Raw genomic sequence first — 19262 nt, forward strand, 5'->3', positions numbered from 1 at the left:
CAGGTCCTTCCGGTCCGGCGGCATGTGCGAGCGGATCTCGCGCTGACGGCCTCGGGCGACGGCCGTGATGACTCGTCCTCGGGACGGTGGTCAACCAAGTTGTAATAGTCTTACATTAATGTTCTGACTGTGCGGGGCTGCGGACGGAGAAGGACTCGGACATGACATCGATGCTGGAGCGGGCCGAATCACACGGTCTTCCGATCCACAGGCTCGATCTTGAGGGTGACGAGCGGCTGGGCGTCGACCCGTTCGCGGTGTGGGACGAGATGACCGACGTGGGCGGTCTGTTCTACAGCCCGGTGAACCGCGGCTATCTCGTGGCGGCGGACTACGACACGGTCCGGCACGTGCTGCAGGACCCGCGCACCTGGTCGAACCTGCCGAGCTCGATCGTCTACACCAAGAAGGAGATCATCCTCGACGTCCCGCCGATCACGATGGACCCGCCGGTACACACCAGGTACCGCAAGGCGCTGGCTCCGTTGTTCGGCCCGAAGGCCGTCGCGCACCTCGAGCCTCGGATCGGCGAGATCTGCCACGAGCTGATCGACAGGATCCTGGCGAGTGGCAGCTGCGACTTCGCCAAGGACTTCGCGGCGAAGCTGCCCGCGCTGTTCTTCCTGGAGTGGCTGGGGATCGGCACCGAGGACGTCGACCGGATGTTCCACCTCGCCGAGCGCGCCACCTTCGACTTCCCGACCCAGGAGGAGCGCGACGACATCGAGCGCCAGATCGACCGGATCGTCCGCGGGGCGATGACCGACCGGCGCACCAACCCGCGGCCCGGAGACCTGGCGACGGCGTTCGTCAACATGAAGGTCGACGGGGAGGCGATCCCCGAGGACCTGCTGGTCGGCATGGCCAAGCTGGCCTTCATCGCGGGCCAGGAGACCACGTCCAGCCAGCTCGGCTTCATCATGTGGCACCTCGCCAGGAACCGCGAGGACCGCCAGTTCCTCCTCGACGACCCGAGCCGGATCCCCGGGGCGATCGAGGAGCTGATGCGCTTCTACAACACGGGCGGCTCCGCCGGCCGGGTGGCGAAGCAGGACACCGAGCTCAACGGCTTCCCGGTCAGGGCCGGTGACCGCATCTTCATCGCCCGCTGCGGCGCCGACCGCCAGCTCGCCCCACAGGTGCAGCTCTCCCGGACCGGAGTTCCGCACTCGGCGTTCGGCCTCGGCGTCCACCGCTGCCTGGGCTCCCACGTCGCTCGGCTGGAGATGCGCATCGGCCTCGAGGTGTGGCACGAGCGGATCGCCGACTACCGGATCCCCGACGACTTCGTCGAGAAGTACCGCTACGGCAGCTTCATGCAGCAGCTGCTCAACCTGCCGCTCGAGATCGAGCCGGCCGCCCGCTGACCTCCCGCGGCCGCGGGCCGCGGGAGACGAAAGGAAGGATGGACATGACCCAGAGCACCGAGCAGACCACCGGGCTGAGGTTCGTCGTCGACACCGACCTGTGCGTGGGGCACGGCCGCTGCTACACGCTGGCACCGCAGTGGTTCGACTGCGATGACGTCGGCTACGCCGAGATCAAGGACGTCGTCATCGGCGCGGGCGAGCGCACCCAGGCCGAGGACGTCGCCGCCGCCTGCCCCGAGGGCGCCATCACCCTCGTGGAGAAGTAGGCCCCCGCCGGGAGCAGCCCCCCGGTGATCACCGTTTGTGCCTTGCCGTGGTTGTCAGCGGGCCAGATCGTGACCACCGGGGGGCACAAACGGCGATCCGTGAGTGTCGCGGGGCCGGTCGCCGCGGTGGCCGCGGGGCGACTCTCTCGGGCGCGTCCGCGTCAGACGGGTGCTACGGGACCAGGGTGTCCGCCGCGGACCTCTCGGCCAGGATGATGTCGGCGGCGATCCAGGCCAGGGCCATGGTCGGCGCGTTGTTGTTGCCCGAGGGCTGATCCCGGAAGACCGACGCGTCGATCACGCGCAGTCCCCGCGTGCCGCGGACGCGCAGCGAGGCGTCGACGACGTCGTCGTCGTCCGGTCCCATGGCGCAGGTGCCGAGCCCGTGGGCGCCCGCGTTGCCCTTGTTGATGCCGTACTCGACGATCTCGTCGTCGTCCGCGACCGCCGGGCCGGGCTGGAGCTCCTCGACGACGTATCCGGCGAACGGCTCGGTGGCGACGATCTCCCGGGCCCTGCGGACCGCCCTGACCAGCATCCGCCGGTCCTTCTCCGTGCTGAGGAAGTTCGGCTCCAGGCGGGGGACGTCGTCGAGGCCGGGGCCGGTGATGTGCAGCGAGCCCTGGCTGGTGGGGTACATCGGCAGCGCGACGTACTTCGCGCCGGGGAACCTGTCGACCACCATCCGCCCGGTCATCGGGTTCACGTCCGAGGTCGAGATGGGCGTGAAGAAGCACTGGGTGTCGGGGTGCTCCGAGGCCGGGTCGGATTTGTAGATGGCGCTGACGGCGTAGCCACCGTGCGCGATCATCCCGCCGCGGGACAGGAGGTACTTGAACCCGGTCCACAGGTATCGCGGTGTCGAGGCGGCGGCCGGGTTGTAACCCTCGACGCCGGTGAGCCGGTACTGCAGGAGGATGYCGCGGTGCTCCTTGAAGTTCTCGCCCACCCTGGGGCTCGGGACCACGCACGGCACGCCGGCCTTCTCGAGGACCTCCGGAGCGCCGATGCCCGAGCGCTCCAGCAGGAGCGGTGAGTCGAAGGCGCCGGCGCAGACCAGCACCTCGCGGGCCGCGTGGTACGTGACCGTGCCGCCGTCCTTCGTCCGGCAGCGGACGCCGGTGACGCGCGTGCCGTCCAGGTGCAGCCGCTCGGCCTCGGTCTCGGTGACCACCGTGAGGTTCCGGCGGCGGCGCGCCGGGCGCAGGTAGGCACGGGCCGCGCTCATCCTGGTGCCCTTGCGGGTGTTGGACGCGACGTACGACGCGCGCTTGCCGCCGCTGCCGTTCATGTCCGGCTCGAAGGGGATGCCGTTCGCCCCGAACGAGGCGATCATGGCGTCGCAGGCCGCCTCGGGCGGCCCGGCGATCTCGATGTCGACGGCGCCGGCGCCGCCGCGGACCTCGTTGCCCCCGAGCTGGTGACGCTCGATCTTCTTGAAGGCGTCGAGGAACCGCTCCCAGTTCCAGCCGGTGTTGCCGGCCTTCTCCCAGCCGTCGTAGTAGTCGGCCCAGCCGCGGTTCCAGACCATTCCGTTGATCGTGGTCGACCCCCCGATCACCCTGCCGCGGGGCAGCCGCTCGACGTGGCCGTCGGGGAACTCGACGGTGGGGAAGGACTTGGAGTACTTCGGGTTCGTCAGCGTGAAGTAGAAGCCCTTCGGGACCAGGTGGATCAGGTTGGCGTCGCCCGGGCCGGTCTCGACGACGAGCACGCTGGTGCGGGGATCCTCCGAGAGCCGGTTGGCCAGGACGCAGCCGGCCGCACCGGCACCGACGATCACGTAGTCAAAGGTCGAGGTCTTCGGAGCGCGGGCCATGTGGGTTCCTCTCAGCGCAGGCCACGGAAGGTGGCGCGGATGTCGGCCACCACGTCGTCGGGGCGCTCCATCGCGCCGAAGTGACCGCCCACCTTGTGCTCGGCCTGGTGCACGATGTCGGCGTACACGGCGGGCAGCCAGTCGAACCGGGCGCCCGGCGCGTTGTCGTCGAGGAAGACCGAGAGCCCGGCGGGCGCCTGGATCACCGGCGTTCGGTCGTGCGCCGGCCGCCACGGGTGGGCGGCCGCCTCGTAGTAGAACCGCGCGGCGCTGGGGTAGCTCTGGGTGAGCCAGTAGAGCATCGCCGAGGTGATGAGGAAGTCCGGCGGGAAGACCTCGCCCTCCGGCTGGGCGTGGTCCATCCAGGCCAGGCGGCGCTCGGTCAGCCAGGCGAGCAGGCCGGCCGGGGAGTCGTTGAGGCCGTGGGAGATCGTCTGCGGGTGCACGATCTGCGGGACCAGGTGCCCGACCCGCAGCCGCTCCCAGGCGACGACGGCGGCGCGGTGCTCGGGGGCGGCGGCGTCCGCGGCCTTCTGCAGCAGGTTCCAGGGGCGGTCGGAGCTCCAGCCGGACGGGAAGGCGACGAGGCTGCTCAGGTGGATCCCGAGCAGCCGGTCGGCGTGCTTGTGACCGAGCTGCGCGGTCACGAGGGCGCCCCAGTCACCGCCGTGCGCGGCGAACCGGTCGTGGCCGAGGACCTCGGTCATCAGCGTGACCCACAGGTCCGCCGCCGTGAGGTAGCTGACCCCGGACCGGGGGAGTGGTGACGAGAACGCGAACCCGGGCAGCGACGGCACGACCACGTCGAACGCGTCCGCCGGGTCCCCGCCGTGTGCCGCGGGGTCGGTGAGCGGGCCGATCACCCGGTGGAAGTCCCAGAACGTCCAGGGGAAGCCGTGGCTGAGCACGAGCGGAGCCGGCGCGGGCCCCTTGCCGCGAACGTGCGCGTAGTGGATCGGCAGCCCGTCGATCTCCGCGACGAACATCGGGAGCGTGTTGATGGCTCTTTCCTGGGCGCGCCAGTCGAAGCCGTCCCGCCAGTAGCCGACCAGCTCCCGCAGCCGCTCGGTCGGGACTCCGTAGCGGCTGTCCTCGTTGTCGACGTCCGGGGCGAACCGGGTGGCGGCGAGCCGGCCGTCGAGGTCGCGCAGGTCGGCCTCGGGGACGTCGAGGACGAAGGGGCGCGGTGTCATGCGGAGGCCTCCTGATCGCCGAGCTGGATCCGAGCCGTCCGAGGCGTCTCGGCGCTCAGCTGAGGATGAAGCCGCGGTAGCCGGCCTTGCGGGCGTCGTACAGCCCGTCGACGAACTCCGGCAGCGCGCCGAGGTAGGCCACGTACACGCGGGGCTTCCCCTCGATGTTGTCGCCAAAGAAGATCGACTTCGCCGTCGCCTGCAGGGTGCCCGCGGCCTTGTCGGTCACGCTCGTGGTCCACGCCTGCTCGGCCGTGGGGTCGGCCTCCACGCGGCGCCACGGGTGGGTGAAGATGTCCTCGACCACCTGGGCGACCCACTCCACGACGGGCTCCGAGCAGCGCGGGCCGTTGCCGTGGCCACCCTTGCCGTGCGGGCCGCCGACGATGAAGAAGTTCGGGAACCCGGCGACCTGCATGCCGAGGTAGGTGAGCGGCCCGTCCTTCCACTTGTCGCGCAGCGTCTGGCCGCCGAGGCCGCGGATGTCGAGCCTGGTCAGGGCGCCCGTGAACGCGTCGAACCCGGTGGCCAGGATGATCATGTCCACCTCGAGCTCGCCCTGCTCGGTGCGGATGCCCTTCTCGGTGAACTCCCGGATGGGGTTCTCCTTGAGCAGGACCAGGTCGACGTTGTCCTGGTTGTAGGTCTCGTAGTAGTTGGTCTCGCAGGGGACCCGCTTGGTGCCGAAGTAGTGGTCGTTGGGGATCAGCTTCTCGGCGGTCTCGGGGTCGTCGACGCGCTCACGGATCTTGTCCGCGAGGAAGTCGCAGTAGATCTGGTTCGCCTCGGCGTCGTAGGCCAGGTCGTTGTAGAGCCCGATCCACTTGGCGAAGCCCGGGGAGCTGAACGCCTCCTCGAAGCGCGCGTCTCGCACCTCGGGGCTGACATCGGTCGACTTCGTCGGGTCCCAGGTGTGCAGGAACCCGCTGAAGGAGCCGCGCAGGAAGGGGAACATCTCGGGGTACTCGTCGCGGATCCTGCGCATGTCCTCGTCGGACAGCGGCCGGTTCCGCAACGGTACGGCCCAGTTCGCGGTGCGCTGGAAGACGGTGAGGTGGCCGGCCGTCTTGGCGACCTCCGGGATCACCTGCACGCCGGTGGCCCCGGTGCCGATCACGGCGATCCGCTTGCCGGTGAAGTCGACGTCCTTGTCGGGCCACAGCGACGTGTGGTACCACTCGCCCCTGAAGCGCTCCAGGCCCGGGATCTTCGGGAAGTTGGGGTCGGAGAGGATGCCGGTCGCCATGATGACGACCCGCGCGCGGTAGAGGCGGCCCTCGGTGGAGTGCAGCGTCCAGGTGTCGGTCTCCTCGTCGAAGACCATGCTCTCGACCCGGGTGTCGAAGTCGATGTCCCTGCGGAGGTCGTGCTTGTCCGCGACCCGGTTGTAGTAGGCCTCCAGCTCGGGCTGGCTCGCGAACATCTCCTTCCAGCGCCACTCCGCCAGCAGCTCCTCGTCCCAGGAGTACTGGTAGGAGTACGACTCCGAGTCCAGCCGCGCGCCCGGGTAGCGGTTCCAGTACCACGTGCCGCCGACGCCTGAGCCGGCCTCGATGACCCGGACCGACCGGCCGAGCTCACGGACCAGTTTGAGCTGGTACATCCCGGTGAGGCCGGCGCCCACGATCACGACGTCGAACGAGCGGACCCCGCTCTGGTCGCCCGGTGCGTCGGCTGCTGTCGCGTCGAGCCTGGCCGGGGTCTCGGTCATGGTTCCTCCAGTGAAGTTCAGACAAGTCGCGATCCTACTCGCGAACTTGGCTACAACACCACTGTGAGTGCAGTACAGGCACAGCCCCATCGCTGCTTGTGGTCGTCCTCCGTGTGACCCTGACGACGCCGCGAGCGGACACCGATCGCGTTTATAATCATGTTAGACTCGTGTTGCTAGCGAGTTGGAGTGTGGGCGTGGAGGGTGGCCTGTGAGAGTCGGGATCATCGGTGYTGGCATGTCGGGTCTGTTCCTCGCCCACCACCTCGCGCGTGCCGGGATCGACTACACGATCTACGAGAAGCGCGAGGCCGCCGGCGGGACGTGGCACGACAACACCTACCCGGGCCTGCACGTCGACGTGATCACCCGCTCCTACGAGTTCCCCTTCGCGCGCAAGCACTACTGGTCCAAGCGCTATGYGCCGGGCGAGGAGATCCGGCGCTACCTGACCGAGTTCGCGCGTGACACCGGCATCCAGGAGCGCATCCGGTTCGGCACCGAGGTCCGGCTGGCGACCTGGCAGGACGGGGCCTGGACGCTCACGCTGCCCGACGGTGGCACCGAGGTGTTCGACGTGGTGGTGGCGGCGACCGGGTTCCTGCACGTACCCAAGCGCCCCACGTTCCCCGGCACCGACACGTTCGCCGGGCACAGCTGGCACTCCTCGGAGTGGGACCACGGCGTGGACCTGCGGGGCAAGCGGATCGGCGTGGTCGGCACCGGATCCAGCGGCATCCAGATCGTCAGCGAGCTCGGCAGGCGCGGCCACCAGGTCAAGCACTTCATCCGGACCCCGCAGTGGATCCAGGTGAAGGAGAACCCGAAGATCTCCCTGCTCGAGAAGCTGTTGCTGCGGGTTCCGGCCCTGGCCGGTCACTGGGACCGCAGGATGGCCGCGCTGCGGCTGGAGACGGATGGCTCCGAGACCTGGCGCCTGGTGCCCGGCTCCGAGCGGGACGCGATGAACAGGCGCTTCCGGGACAAGCTGGCCGAGGAGATTCCCGACCCGGTCCTGCGCGAGCGGCTCACTCCCAAGGAGCCCCTGGGCTGCAAGCGGATCCCGAAGTCGCCCGACTACTACCGGGTGGTCCAGCTGCCCAACGTCACCCCCGTCTTCGGCGGGGTGCGGCGGGTCGAGCCGGCCGGCATCGTCGACAGCGAGGGCGAGCTGCACGAGCTCGACGTGATCGTGTACGCCACCGGCTTCGACACCCACGCCTACATGCGGCCCATGAACGTCGTCGGTCCCGACGGGCTGACCGTCGACAAGCTCTGGGCCGACGGGGTCTACAGCTACCGCGGCATCGGCCTGCCCGGCCTGCCGAACTTCTTCCTGCTCAACGGCCCCTTCGCGCCCGTGAACTCGATCGCGATCCCGACCTGCCTGCGCGACGAGGTGGGCTTCCTGATGCGGCTGTTCGAGACCATGCAGCGGGAAGGGCGCGCACTGGCGCCGTCGGAGGCCGCCACCCAGAAGTTCTGCGACGGTGTGCGCGCCGCGCTCCCCGACACCACGTACTCCCTGTGCGACAACTGGTACACGGACCAGGGCGGCACGCCGATCATCTGGCCGTTCACCCGCCAGCGGCACGTCGACCAGTACGCCGACGCGGACCTCGCCGACTTCGAGCGGCTCGAGGCGCGCGGCACCCTGTCCGCCCCCGCGCGGTCCTGACCACCGCTACCAGCCGGCCCTGACGGACCGCCAAGCGCCTGCGAGCACTGAGAGCAGAGAGCAGGGAATCCATGTCCAGCGACGCCACGGGAGCGCAGCCGAATCCCGGAGCCCTCGACGGGGTGCGGGTACTCGAGGTCGGAGACCGGATCGGCGAGTACTGCGGACTCATGCTGGCCGGCCTCGGCGCCGAGGTGATCAAGATCGAGCCGCCCGAGGGCGCCGAGAGCCGGCGGATGGGCCCGTTCGTCGACGACGTGCCCGACCCGGAGAGGTCGTTGCACTTCTGGGCCTACAACCGGGGCAAGCGCTCGCTCGTCCTCGACCTCGAGACCGACGGCGGGCGCGGCGAGCTGGCGGAGCTGATCGCCGGGAGCGACGTGCTGCTCGATGCCACTGCGCTCGGCTACCTGGACGAGCGCGGACTGGGCAGCGCCGCGCTCCGTGCCCGGCAGCCCGCGCTCGTGGTCGCGCGGATCACGCCGYTCGGCGAGGACGGCCCGCGCAGGAACTGGAAGGCCACGGACCTGGTGCACCTGGCACTGGGCGGCCAGGTGATGAACAACGGCTACGACCCCGACCCGAGTGGGAGGTACGACCTGCCACCGATCGCCCCCCAGCTCGACCACTCCTACGCCGTCGCCGGCGAGCAGCTCGCCTTCACCGTGATCGCGGCACTGATCAGTCGCCGGCGTTCGGGCCGGGGACAGCACCTCTCGTGCGCCGTGCACGAGGCACTGGCCAAGAACACCGAGGGCGACCTCATGTCGTGGGTCTGCCTGCGTACCCCCTTCCACCGGCAGACCTGCCGGCACTCCGCGCCGGACGTGTCCGTCCACCGCTCGATCTTCGCGACCAAGGACGGCCGCTGGATCCTCGCCTCGACCCGCAACGCCAAGCTGCTCGGCCCGTTCCTGGAGAAGTACGGCATCGGCGACGACATCAGCGACGGCAGCGACGAGAAGCGCCAGGACTCCCGGGTGCTGCCCGGCATGGAGGGCGGCGCCGCGCGCAACATGGACGCCGTCGAGCACACGGTGCGCCGCTACCTGTTCGACGACGTCCCCTGGCGCGAGGCGCAGGAAGCCGGGCTGATGTGGGTCCCGGTGCGCAAGCCGCACGAGTCGGCCTACGACGAGCACTGGATCCAGCGCGGCACGTTCGGGGACGTGGAGCACGCCGACCTCGGCCGTACCCTGCGCTACCCGATCAGCAAGTGGATCGCCTCCGAGACCGGCTGGGTGGCCGGGCAACCGGCGCCGCGACTGGACCAGGACCGTGACCCGCGGCCGCGGGTCAGGCCGCGCGCCGTCGAGCGGGTCGCACTCGCCACGCCTGGCACGCCCGGCACGCGCGGCACGCCCGGCGCGCTGTCGGTGCACGGGAAGCCATGGGCGCTGCAGGGCCTGCGCGTCCTCGACTTCACCTGGATGCTGGCCTCGGCCGGCGCCACCCGGTTCCTGGCGTCGCTCGGCGCGGACGTCATCAAGGTCGAGTGGCACAAGAACCTCGACCCGCGTCGCGGTGGGAACCCGGTCGGCGGCCGCGAGGCCCGCGAGCGGGCCACCGGACCGGTGCCCTCGCAGTGGCCGGCGGACCTGGGCGGCCCGGTGGGTGCCCAGTACAACAACAAGAACCCCGGCAAGCGCGGTATCTCGCTCAACGTGAAGCATCCCAAGGGCCTCGAGCTCGCCCGGCGCATGGTCGCGGAAAGCACCGTCGTCACCGAGGGCTTCTCGCCCGGCGTGATGGAGAGCTGGGGGCTCGGCTACGACGAGCTCCGCAAGATCAAGCCGGACATCATCTACGCCAAGCAGTCCGGCATGGGCACCAGGGGGATCTACGGACGGTTCCGCACCATCGGCCCGGTGGCGCAGGCCTTCGCCGGCACCTCGGAGATGAGCGGCCTGCCCGACCCGTTCCCGCCCGCGGGGTGGGGCTACTCCTATCTCGACTGGTACGGCGCCTACAGCTTCGCGCTCGCGATCCTCAGCGCCGTCTACCACCACGACGTGACCGGCCAGGGCCAGGCCATCGACGCCTCGCAGAGCGAGGTCGGCATCTTCATGACGAGCGTCCCGACGCTCGACTTCCAGGTCAACGGCCGGGTCTGGCAGCGCGCGGGCAACCGGTCGCCGTACTCGACGGCCGCGCCCGAGGGCCTCTACCGCACCCTGGGCGAGGACCGCTGGATCGCCATCACCTGCCAGACCGACGCGGACTGGGTCGCGCTGGCCAAGGAGGCCGGCCACCAGGAGTGGCTCGAGCACCCGGACCTCCGTACCGCCGAAGCCCGGCAGAAGAACCGCGAGGCGCTCGACCGGCTGGTCACCTCGTGGACGTCCGGCCATGACGGCTTCGACCTGATGAACCGGCTGCAGGCGATCGGCGTCGCGGCCGGCGTCGCGCAGACCACCCAGGACCGCGTCGAGAACGACCCGCAGCTCGCCGCGCTCGGCTGGCTCACCGAGCTCGACGCGACCAACTTCGGCCGCTGGCCGGTGGCCGCCCCGTCGGTGCGGATGTCCGAGACCCCGCAGTACGCCGGCGGCCGGGTCGGGCGCGGCGCGCCGACCTACGGCGAGCACAACTACGAGGTCTACGAGGAGTTGCTCGGCCTCTCGACGGACGAGGTGGACGGGCTGGCCGCCGAGGGCGCCATCTGATGGCATCCGCATCCGCATCCGCATCCGCATCCGCATCCGCATCCGCATCCGCATCCGCATCCGCATCCGTGTCCGCGTCCGCGTCCGCCCGGCTCGGCGGCGCGATCCGCGGCCGCACCGCGGTGGTCGCGGTCGGCAACACCGCGCAGGGCACCGTCCCGGGCATCTCGGCCGACGAGCTGGCCGTCGAGGGACTGCGCGTCACCCTGGCCGGGTCGGGMATCGACAAGGCCGAGATCGACGGGCTGATCACCTGCAAGTCCTACGGCGGCTTCGGGATCGACACCGAGATCGGGCGGCTGGCCGGCCTCAACCCGGCGTACAGCGCGACGCTGGACTACGGCACCTGCAACTTCTCCCTGCACCTGGCCTGCGCGGTCATCGACGCCGGGCTGGCGAGCGTGGTCGCGATCGTCTACGGCACGAACCAGCGCAGCGCCGGCAACACGTTCAGTCATCCGCTGGGGCGCCAGGACGAGGCCTCGGTCTACGGCTTCCTGAACGTCGCCGGCCCGGCGGCGATGGCGTTCCGGCGCCACCAGCTGCTCCACGGCACCACCGAGGCCGACCTCGCCGAGATCTCCGTCTCGCAGCGCGGGTACGCCGTCGACAACCCGCTGGCGATCTTCCGTGCCCCGATGTCGGTCGAGGACTACCTCGCGGCGCCGTACCTCGTCGCGCCGCTGCGCCGGGCGGACCTCTGCATGATCTCCGACGGCGCCGCCTGCCTGATCGTGGCGCGCGCCGACCGGGCGGCCGAGCTCACCGAGAGACCGGTCCACGTGATGGGGATCGCCCAGCAGACGGGCCTGCGCGACCGGCAGAACGCCGACCAGTGGCTGCGCCCGTGGATCCGCCAGGTCGCCGAGCGCGTCTACCCGGCCGCGGGCATCGACCAGGACGGGATCGACGCGCTCTACATCCAGGACCCCACCAGCGTCTGGGTGCTGCAGATGCTCGAGTACTACGGCTTCGTCGAGCCCGGCGGGGTCGGCGAGGCGTTCCGTTCCGGGGCGATAGGCCACGGTGGCCGGCTGCCGCTCAACACCAACGGCGGCCAGCTCTCCGAGGCCTACATGTGGGGGTTCCTGCACCTGTGCGAGGCGGTCCGGCAGCTGCGTGGCGACGCGGGGGAGCGGCAGATCGAGGGGCTGACCACCGCGCAGTACTGCTCGACGTTCGGCTTCATGAAGGCGGCCAGCACGATTCTCTCGACGGAGGCGCCGTGACCCACGAGACGCCCGAGGCCCAGGACGACTCGACCTTCTGGGAGCAGGCCGCTCGGGGGCGGCTCGTGTTCCAGCGCTGCGCCGACTGCGCGTTCCCGCGCTGGCCGGCGGCCGGCGTCTGCCCGGAGTGCCTCGGCCGCGGCTTCGCCTGGGAGGAGGTCGAGGCGACGGGCACGGTGTGGAGCTACGCCGTGTACCACCGCGCCTACGCCGGCCACCTGAAGGGCCGGATCCCGTACGACGTCGCGCTGGTCGAGCTCGACTGCGGCGTCCGGCTGCTCAGCACCCTGGTCGGCTTCCCCGCGGGTGCCGACCCGATGGGCGCCCGGGTCCGGGCGCGGTTCCAGGCGGTGGGGGAGCACCCGTCCGTCCCGGTCTTCGGCCCGGACGGCCCGGACGGCCCGGTCACCGCCTGAGCCGGATCACCGTCTGGTCACCGCCCGGGCCGGATCACCGCCTGAGCCGGGTCGCACCGCGCCGGGCGCCGCTCACACCGGTGGGAGGCGCGCGGGCACGGTCTCGTAGAAGTAGCCGATGCCCAGGTGACGGGCGCGCCGGGTGCCGTCGAGGTCGATCACGTAGCCGGGCAGGAGGTCGAGGACGGCCTCGACCTCGAGCCGGAGGATGACGCGGGCCAGGTGCAGCCCCATGCACCGGTGGATTCCCCAGCCGAACGCGACGCTCTTGGCCCGGTTGCGGCTCAGGTCGACCTTCTCGGGCTCGGGGAAGGCGTCCGGGTCGTGGTTGGCGGCCATGTTGACGAAGAGGGCCCAGTCCCCCTCCCTCATCCGCGCACCGCCCAGCCCGGTGTCCTGCGTGACCCGTCGCGCCACCGCGGTGACCGGCGCGAAGATCCGGATCACCTCCTCGATCGCGGCCGGGACAAGCCCGCGGTCGGTCATGAGCCGGGTGCGCAGCTCCGGCTGGCGCGCCATCTGGACCAGCAGGGCGGTGAGGGCGCCGCTGGTGGTGTGGAAACCGGCCAGGAGCAGGAAGACGACCGTGTCGCTGATCTCCTCGTCGGTCATCGGCGCGCCGTCGGCGATCGGCTCGGTGGCCAGCATCGTCATCAGGTCGTCGCGCGGGTGCGCGCGCCGGTCCCGGGCCTCGGCGAGGATCTGCTCGCGGATCCACCGGTTGCCCTCGGCGTTGCGGGCGACCACGGCGGGATCGGTGCTGGCCGCGTTCCTGAGCCCACGCGCCATCACGTCGAGCAGTTCGAGGCGCCGCGACGGGTCCCAGCCGAGGATGCCCAACGTCACGGCACCCGGGGAGACGTCCGCGAGGTCGGAGACGAAGTCCCAGCTCCGGCGCTCGGCGAGACCCAGGACGATCCCGTCGACCAGGGCCTTCAGCTCCGGCTCACGCCGGGTCACCTCGGCCTTGCTGAACCAGGCGTGCAGCACCCGGCGGTACGTCGTGTGCAGCGGTGGGTCCAGCCCGACCGGGATGTGCCGGGCGCCGAACGGGTTGGCCGGGATCGCCGGGCCGAAGCTGGACGTGAACCGGCCGTAGTCGGCCAGCCCCGCCATCACGTCCCGGTGGTCCGTCACCACCCAGAAACCGTCGTGGGCGGTCGACCAGGCGACGGGCGCCTTCCGCCGCAGATCGGCCAGCACCTCGAAGGGGCGCTCGGCGAACGAGGCCGAGTGGTGGGAGAAGTCGACGACGGTGGCGCCCTCGGGCACTCCCGCCGCTCCGGCGGTGGTCGCCGCGGGTACGCCGTCCATGTCCGTCCTGCTCCGTCCTCGTCAGTCCGCCGTCGTGATCGCCAGGAGTTCGGGCTCGCTAGGCGAGATGGGCCGGGACGGAGTGGTAGAAGTACCCGAGCCCCATGTGGTCGGAGCGCACGCAGGCGTCCAGGTCGATCTTGTAGCCCGGCAGCAGGTCGAGGACGGCCTCGATCTCCAGCCRCAGGATCAGCCGCGCCAGGTGCAGCCCGAGGCAGCGATGCACGCCCCAGCCGAAGGCCACGCTCTTGGCCCGGCCGCGGCTCAGGTCGACCTTCTCGGGCTCGGGGAAGGCGTCCGGGTCGTGGTTGGCGGCCATGTTGACGAAGAGGGCCCAGTCGCCCTTCCTCATCGCCRCTCCACCGAACTCGGTGTCCTCGGTGACGATCCGYGCGTGCGCCGTCGCGGGGGAGTAGATACGGACGATCTCCTCGATCGCCTGGGGGATCAGCGCGCGGTTCTCGTCGAGCCGCTTCCTGTCCTCGGGATGGCGCTCCATGTGCATCAGCAGGGCGGTGAGCGCGCCGCTGGTGGTGTGGAAACCGGCGAGCAGCAGCAGCACGACCATGTCGGCGAGCTCCTCGTCGGTCAGCTGCTCGCCGTCGACGATGGGATCGTTCGCCAGCACCGTCATGAGGTCGTCGCGCGCAGTGGCCCGCCGGTCGTTGGCCTCGCGGAGGATCTGCTCCCGGAACCACACGTTGCGCTGGGCGTTCTGCTCTCGGACCTCCGGGTCCGGGTTCGCCTGGTTGCGCAGCGACTGCGTCATCACGTCCAGCAGCTCGAGGCGCTGGCCGGGGTCCCAGCCGAGGATGCCCAGGGTGACCGCRCCGGGCGAGACGTTCGCGAGGTCGGAGACGAAGTCCCAGCTGCCCTTGTCGCCCAGGCCCCGGACGATCTCCTCGACCATCGCCCTGATCGCCGGCTCGCGCCGGGAGATCTCGACCCTGCTGTACCACTCGTTGAGGACCTTGCGATAGAGCCCGTGCGCCGGCGGGTCGAAGGCCACCGGGATGTGCCGGGCGCCGAACGGGTTGGCCGGGATCGCCGGTCCGGCCGCCGAGGAGAACGTCGTGTAGTCGGCCAGCCCGTCGAGGACGTTCTGGTGATCGGTGACCACCCAGAAGCCGTCGTGCGCGGTCGACCAGGCCACGGGGGCGGCCTCGCGGAGCTCCCTGAGCGTCTCGAACGGCCGGGCGGCGAACTGCGCGGAGTGGTGGTCGAAGTCGGTGACGACGACGTCAGCTGGCGCGCTCATGGAGCTCCTCACTGCCGGGCGACCGGAAGCATGCTTGGACACAACTGTGACAACAGTACTGGGTGACGTCAACGGCGGTATCCGCTGGCATGTCTCGAGAGCTGTGTGAACTCTAATTATGTTAGACTGCTGTCCAAGTTTGTCCCGGCAGTGCGTCCCGGGCAGGGCGTCCTGGCCGATCCGCGGTGTCCCCCACGCCACCACCGACCACGGAGAGCACACCGATGACGTTCGTGATCTCGAAGGGCTGCTGCAACGACGGCTCGTGCGTCACCGTCTGCCCGGTCCAGTGCATCCGGCCGCGGCCAGGGGACCCGGACTTCAGCACGACCGAGCAGCTCTACATCGATCCCGACACCTGCATCGACTGCGGAGCGTGTCTCGACGAGTRCCCCGTCGAGGCGGTGCACTCCGACTGGGACCTGCCCGAGGACCTGTCGGAGTACCTCGCGATCAACGCCGAGTACTTCGTCACCAACCCGCTGGCCGCGGTCGGCTCGCCGTCGTTCACGCGCCGYGCGCTGCCCCCGCACAGACCCGAGCTCCGGGTCGCCATCGTGGGTACCGGCCCCGCCGCCTGCTACGCGGCTGGCACCCTCAGCGACATCGACGGTGTCTCCGTGACCATGTTCGAACGGCTGCCCACGCCGTTCGGACTGGTACGGGCCGGCGTGGCGCCCGATCACGCGAACACCAAGAAGATGGCCGACCGGTTCGCGAGTGTCCTCGCCCGCCCCAACGTCTCGTGCTACCTGAACGTCGAGGTCGGCCGCGACGTGACGATCGAGGAGCTGCTCGCGTGTCACCACGCGGTTCTCTGGGCCGGCGGGGCACCCGACGACCGGAGGCTCGGCATCGAGGGCGAGGAGCTCGCCGGCGTGCACGCGGCCCGGGCGTTCGTCGGCTGGTACAACGGTCACCCCGAGCACGCCGATGAGACCTTCGACCTCGACGGCGACCGGGTTGTGGTGATCGGCAACGGCAATGTCGCCCTCGACGTCGCTCGGACCCTGCTGCGTCCGGCGGGCGACCTCATGACCACCGACATGGCCCAGCACGCGCTCGACGCACTGGCCGCGAGCAACGTGACCGAGGTGGTGCTCGCCGCCAGGCGCGGCCCCGAGCACGCGGCGTGCTCGCAGGGCGAGCTCCTCGCGCTCGACCAGGTCGAGGGACTCACCGTGCTGGCCGAGCCTGGCGAGGTCGGCGAGGTCGGTCAGGCCGGCGGCCACGAGGGGGACCGCAAGCAGGAGGTGCTGCTACGGGCGGCCGCGCGTGGCGGCGCGGAAGGGAAGGCCATCCGGTTCCGCTTCGGGCTCGAGCCGATCTCGATCGAAGGCACCGGCCGGGTCGAGGCGGTCAGCTTCCGCGGGAGCGACGGCGCCACCGAGCGAATCGAGACCTCGCTGGTGCTGCGCGCGATCGGCTATCGGGGCGCCCGGGTCGACGGGCTGCCCTTCGACGGGATCACCGCGACCCTGCCGCACGACGCCGGCCGGGTCGTCGACCCGGAGAGCAACGAGGCCATCGACGGCGTCTACTGCTCCGGCTGGATCAAGCGAGGCCCGCGCGGGATCATCGGCAGCAACAGGCAGGACGCCGAGGAGACCGTGGACAGCATCCTGCGGGACCTCGGCGCGGACCGGCTCCGGGAGCCGTCACGCTCACCTGAGGAGCTCGAGCACCTGCTCCGCGAGCGGGTCGAGCGGCTGCTGGACAAGGAAGCCTGGAACCGGATCGACCTGGAGGAGCGGCGCCGGGGCCGTGAGCGCTCCCGACCCCGGCAGAAGCTGGTGACCATCGAGGAGCTACTGGCGGYGTCACGGGAAACGCGGTGAGCGGTCCAGGGCGGCCCTGGGTGCCACCCGCGGCGCATCCGTAGTGCATGGGGGCTTGGGAGCTCACTGCCGCCGTGACAAGACAGCATCGGTGCGGCTGCAGGTCCAGTCCAGGTGGCGTAGTGAGCTGGGGCTGGGATCCGCGTTGCACCTGCTCGTGGCCTGGCACGGTGGCCGTCGCGACCGCGCAGTCGAAGTCAGGGCCGCTACCGCTGGCCGTTGTCCTGTACGGGGGTCGCGGTCCCGACCGCGGCGCCTTGGATCAGGTCGCAGTGCAGGGCCCGGACGGTGGCCAGCTCCTGCGGCGTGTCCACGGATCGGACGGCGACCCGCAGGTCGAGGAGGTGGGCGAATCGGACGGTTCCGGCGAGTATCGCCCGCGATACTCCTGACCGGTCCACCCCGTGGACATGTCGTGCGCCGAGCCGGACGATACGGATCTTGGAGGGCATGATGTCGTCGGTGGCCGTGCCCACGGGGTCGGTGTCGGTGAAGTCCACCCCGACGGTGACCCCGGCGGTGTCGAGCTCGGCAGCGATCATGTCCGCCAGGCGGTGGTCACGCTGGACCAGCTGGTCGGGCAGAAGCACGGTCAGCACGGGAGTGCCCGCGGCCCGCAGGGCCGGAACCAGATCGATGAGCGCGCGTCTCAGGCGAGAGTCGGTGGCCCCGGGCTCGGACATCCTCACCCACAGCTGGGCGCCGTGCGCGGTGGGGGTGGTGCGGGCGATGTTTTCGACGACCCAGCGGTCGATGTCGCCGGTGAGCCTGGCATCCCGGGCGACCGGTTCAATGCCCTCCGGTCCGACGGAGCCGAGGTCTGGGTGCCGCCAGCAGGGAATCGCCTCGAAGCCCACGACGGCGCTGTCACGGGACTCGATCGGCGCGACACGTAGCTGCAGTTCGTCGGAGTTGACCGCCCGGCGCAGCTCGGTGGTCTCCTGCAGCTTGGCCGCGAGCGCCGCGCGGATCCGTTCGTCGTAGGCGACGCATCGCCCAGAGCCGGACTTCTTCGCTGCGTACATCGCCATATCCGCCGCATTGAGGAGTTCCTCAGCGTCGGCGAGCTCCGGCCCTGACCAGGCGATTCCGACACTGCCGCCGAGCTGGACGGTCCGGCCGAGCTCGATCGGCTCGTCCAGCGCGGTCAGCACCCGTTTTCCGACGGTGAGCAGGTCTTCCGGGCCGTCGGCGCCCTCGCACAGCACGACGAACTCGTCGCCGGCGAGCCGGCCTACGACGTCGCCTGGCCGGACAACCCCGGACAGTCGAGTGGCGACCGTGCGCAGCAGATCGTCGCCGGCCTGGTGCCCCAGCGTGTCGTTGACCGACTTGAACCCATCCAGGTCGAGGAACAGCACGCCGATGATGCGCTGGTCCCGGCCGGCGCGGCGCAGGCCGCGATCCAGGCGGTCCAGCAGTGCCGGCCGGTTGAGCAGGCCGGTGAGCGGATCGTGCCAGGCACGGTAGAGCGCGTCCGCCGCTTTGGCCCGCTGGGCCTCGTCCGTGCGTGCCCGCGTCACCGCCGCCGCGATCTGGCCCGCCACGAGGTCGACGAAGTCGAGGTACTCCGGGTCGAGGACGAGGCGGCTGCTGATCCCGGCGAGGACCAGGCCGATCGGCCGGCCCTCGGCGTCCTGGGTGAGTGGCAGGATGACCAGGGAGCCCGCCGGCGGGGACTCGTCGACCCGGACGGGAAACGAGCCGGGCAGGTGGTCGACGACACCCATCTGGCCGGAGGCCAGCACACCTGCGAGGTCATTGGGTGGTTCGTCGTCGAGCACCCCGAGCGAGCCCAGTGCGACGCGCTCGTCAGCCAGACCCCACGTGCCCATTGGCCGCAGCGCCGGCCGCATGCGCGGCTCGTGGAGAAGGATCACCCCGAACGGAAGATCGTCGCGGAAGCGGTCCAGCGCGGCGGCGGCGGCGCCGCAGACCGCTCGTCGACCGCGCCCGCCCGCGACCGCGACGGCGATCTCCCGCAGACAGACGAGACGTCTCGCGGCGAGGACCTGAGAAGTCGTATCCAGAACCGTCGCAAGGACTCCGGCCGCCGTCTCCTCGGCCGGGCTGCCGTGGATCGGGCTGTAGGACATGGTGAAATACCCCTCCTCCAGGCGACCAGCCCGGCAAAGCGGCCAATACTCGTTGTAGCCCCATGTCGCACCCTGCCCCGACATTACCTGTTCGAATAGCGGGGCGGTTTTCTCCCACAGCTCGGGCCAGATCTGCCGGTATTGACGCCCGAGGGCGCCGGGGTGACTGTCGCCTATGAGCCGRGCGGCGGCGTCGTTATAGAGATAGATGTGCTCCGAACCCCAAAATATACCCATCGGGAAACGCGATTCCAGACAGAGACGCAGAGCCGTCCACAGGGCGGGATCCCATTTCCTGAGCGGGCCGAGCGAGGTGGAGCGCCAGTCCTTCGCCGCGATGAGGCGCCCCATCTGGCCGTCATCAGCGAGCAGCCGGCGCCGAGCCGCCTCCCCCGCGGCCGCATCCTG

The 19262-nt window shown here is 70.5% G+C and carries 13 protein-coding genes; 7 read left to right on the plus strand and 6 right to left on the minus strand.

What is annotated here, in order from left to right; translation table 11 throughout:
- Positions 1 to 161: 161 nt before the first annotated feature.
- Both BL253_RS08715 and BL253_RS08720 read left to right on the plus strand, forming a co-directional pair.
- Complete coding sequence (locus BL253_RS08715; protein ID WP_076815280.1) at positions 162 to 1367, plus strand: cytochrome P450; 1206 nt, start codon at positions 162 to 164, stop codon at positions 1365 to 1367.
- Positions 1368 to 1411: 44 nt separating this feature from the next.
- Positions 1412 to 1636 carry a ferredoxin gene (locus tag BL253_RS08720; protein ID WP_076815282.1) on the plus strand — a complete coding sequence of 75 codons (225 nt, stop codon included), beginning with the start codon at positions 1412 to 1414 and terminating at the stop codon, positions 1634 to 1636.
- A 172-nt stretch (positions 1637 to 1808) separates the two neighbouring features.
- Here the strand turns inward: BL253_RS08720 and BL253_RS08725 are convergent, their stop codons facing one another.
- From BL253_RS08725 to BL253_RS08735, 3 genes are read right to left on the minus strand one after another with little or no spacing between them, the layout of a single operon-like run.
- Positions 1809 to 3455, minus strand: coding sequence for a GMC family oxidoreductase (locus BL253_RS08725; protein ID WP_076815284.1), 1647 nt, complete (start codon positions 3453 to 3455; stop codon positions 1809 to 1811).
- 11 nt (positions 3456 to 3466) lie between these two features.
- A complete protein-coding gene (locus tag BL253_RS08730) occupies positions 3467 to 4648 on the minus strand; it encodes an epoxide hydrolase family protein (RefSeq protein WP_076815286.1) in 1182 nt (393 codons plus the stop codon).
- A gap of 55 nt (positions 4649 to 4703) precedes the next feature.
- Entirely contained in the window at positions 4704 to 6359 is a 1656-nt protein-coding gene (locus BL253_RS08735) for a flavin-containing monooxygenase (protein ID WP_076815288.1), read from the minus strand.
- 211 nt (positions 6360 to 6570) lie between these two features.
- Between BL253_RS08735 and BL253_RS08740 the strand changes: the two genes are divergently transcribed.
- From BL253_RS08740 to BL253_RS41800, 4 genes are all read left to right on the plus strand, one after another.
- Positions 6571 to 8037, plus strand: coding sequence for a flavin-containing monooxygenase (locus BL253_RS08740; protein ID WP_081438117.1), 1467 nt, complete (start codon positions 6571 to 6573; stop codon positions 8035 to 8037).
- Between the two features lie 71 nt (positions 8038 to 8108).
- Positions 8109 to 10703 (plus strand): CaiB/BaiF CoA-transferase family protein, encoded by a 2595-nt coding sequence (locus BL253_RS08745; RefSeq protein WP_076815290.1) that lies wholly within the window; start codon positions 8109 to 8111, stop codon positions 10701 to 10703.
- A 68-nt stretch (positions 10704 to 10771) separates the two neighbouring features.
- Complete coding sequence (locus BL253_RS08755; RefSeq protein WP_076815292.1) at positions 10772 to 11932, plus strand: thiolase family protein; 1161 nt, start codon at positions 10772 to 10774, stop codon at positions 11930 to 11932.
- Positions 11929 to 12348: a Zn-ribbon domain-containing OB-fold protein gene (locus tag BL253_RS41800; RefSeq protein WP_076815294.1), complete on the plus strand. Its 420-nt coding sequence runs from the start codon at positions 11929 to 11931 to the stop codon at positions 12346 to 12348. Before BL253_RS08755 ends, BL253_RS41800 begins: the two co-directional genes overlap by 4 nt.
- 72 nt (positions 12349 to 12420) lie before the next feature.
- Here the strand turns inward: BL253_RS41800 and BL253_RS08765 are convergent, their stop codons facing one another.
- Together BL253_RS08765 and BL253_RS08770 are read right to left on the minus strand one after the other, a co-directional pair.
- Complete coding sequence (locus BL253_RS08765; protein ID WP_076815296.1) at positions 12421 to 13662, minus strand: cytochrome P450; 1242 nt, start codon at positions 13660 to 13662, stop codon at positions 12421 to 12423.
- A gap of 58 nt (positions 13663 to 13720) precedes the next feature.
- On the minus strand, positions 13721 to 14920 hold the full coding sequence (locus BL253_RS08770) for a cytochrome P450 (RefSeq protein WP_076815298.1): 1200 nt from the start codon (positions 14918 to 14920) through the stop codon (positions 13721 to 13723).
- 224 nt (positions 14921 to 15144) lie between these two features.
- Between BL253_RS08770 and BL253_RS08775 the strand changes: the two genes are divergently transcribed.
- Positions 15145 to 16758, plus strand: a complete 1614-nt coding sequence (locus BL253_RS08775; RefSeq protein ID WP_076815300.1) for an FAD-dependent oxidoreductase — start codon at positions 15145 to 15147, stop codon at positions 16756 to 16758.
- 206 nt (positions 16759 to 16964) lie between these two features.
- Here the strand turns inward: BL253_RS08775 and BL253_RS08780 are convergent, their stop codons facing one another.
- Entirely contained in the window at positions 16965 to 18854 is a 1890-nt protein-coding gene (locus BL253_RS08780; protein WP_076815301.1) for a diguanylate cyclase domain-containing protein, read from the minus strand.
- Between the last annotated feature and the right edge of the window lie 408 nt (positions 18855 to 19262).

Origin of the sequence: Pseudofrankia asymbiotica (genome assembly GCF_001983105.1) — a bacterium.
In the GTDB taxonomy this organism is placed as follows: Bacteria; Actinomycetota; Actinomycetes; order Frankiales; family Frankiaceae; genus Pseudofrankia; species Pseudofrankia asymbiotica.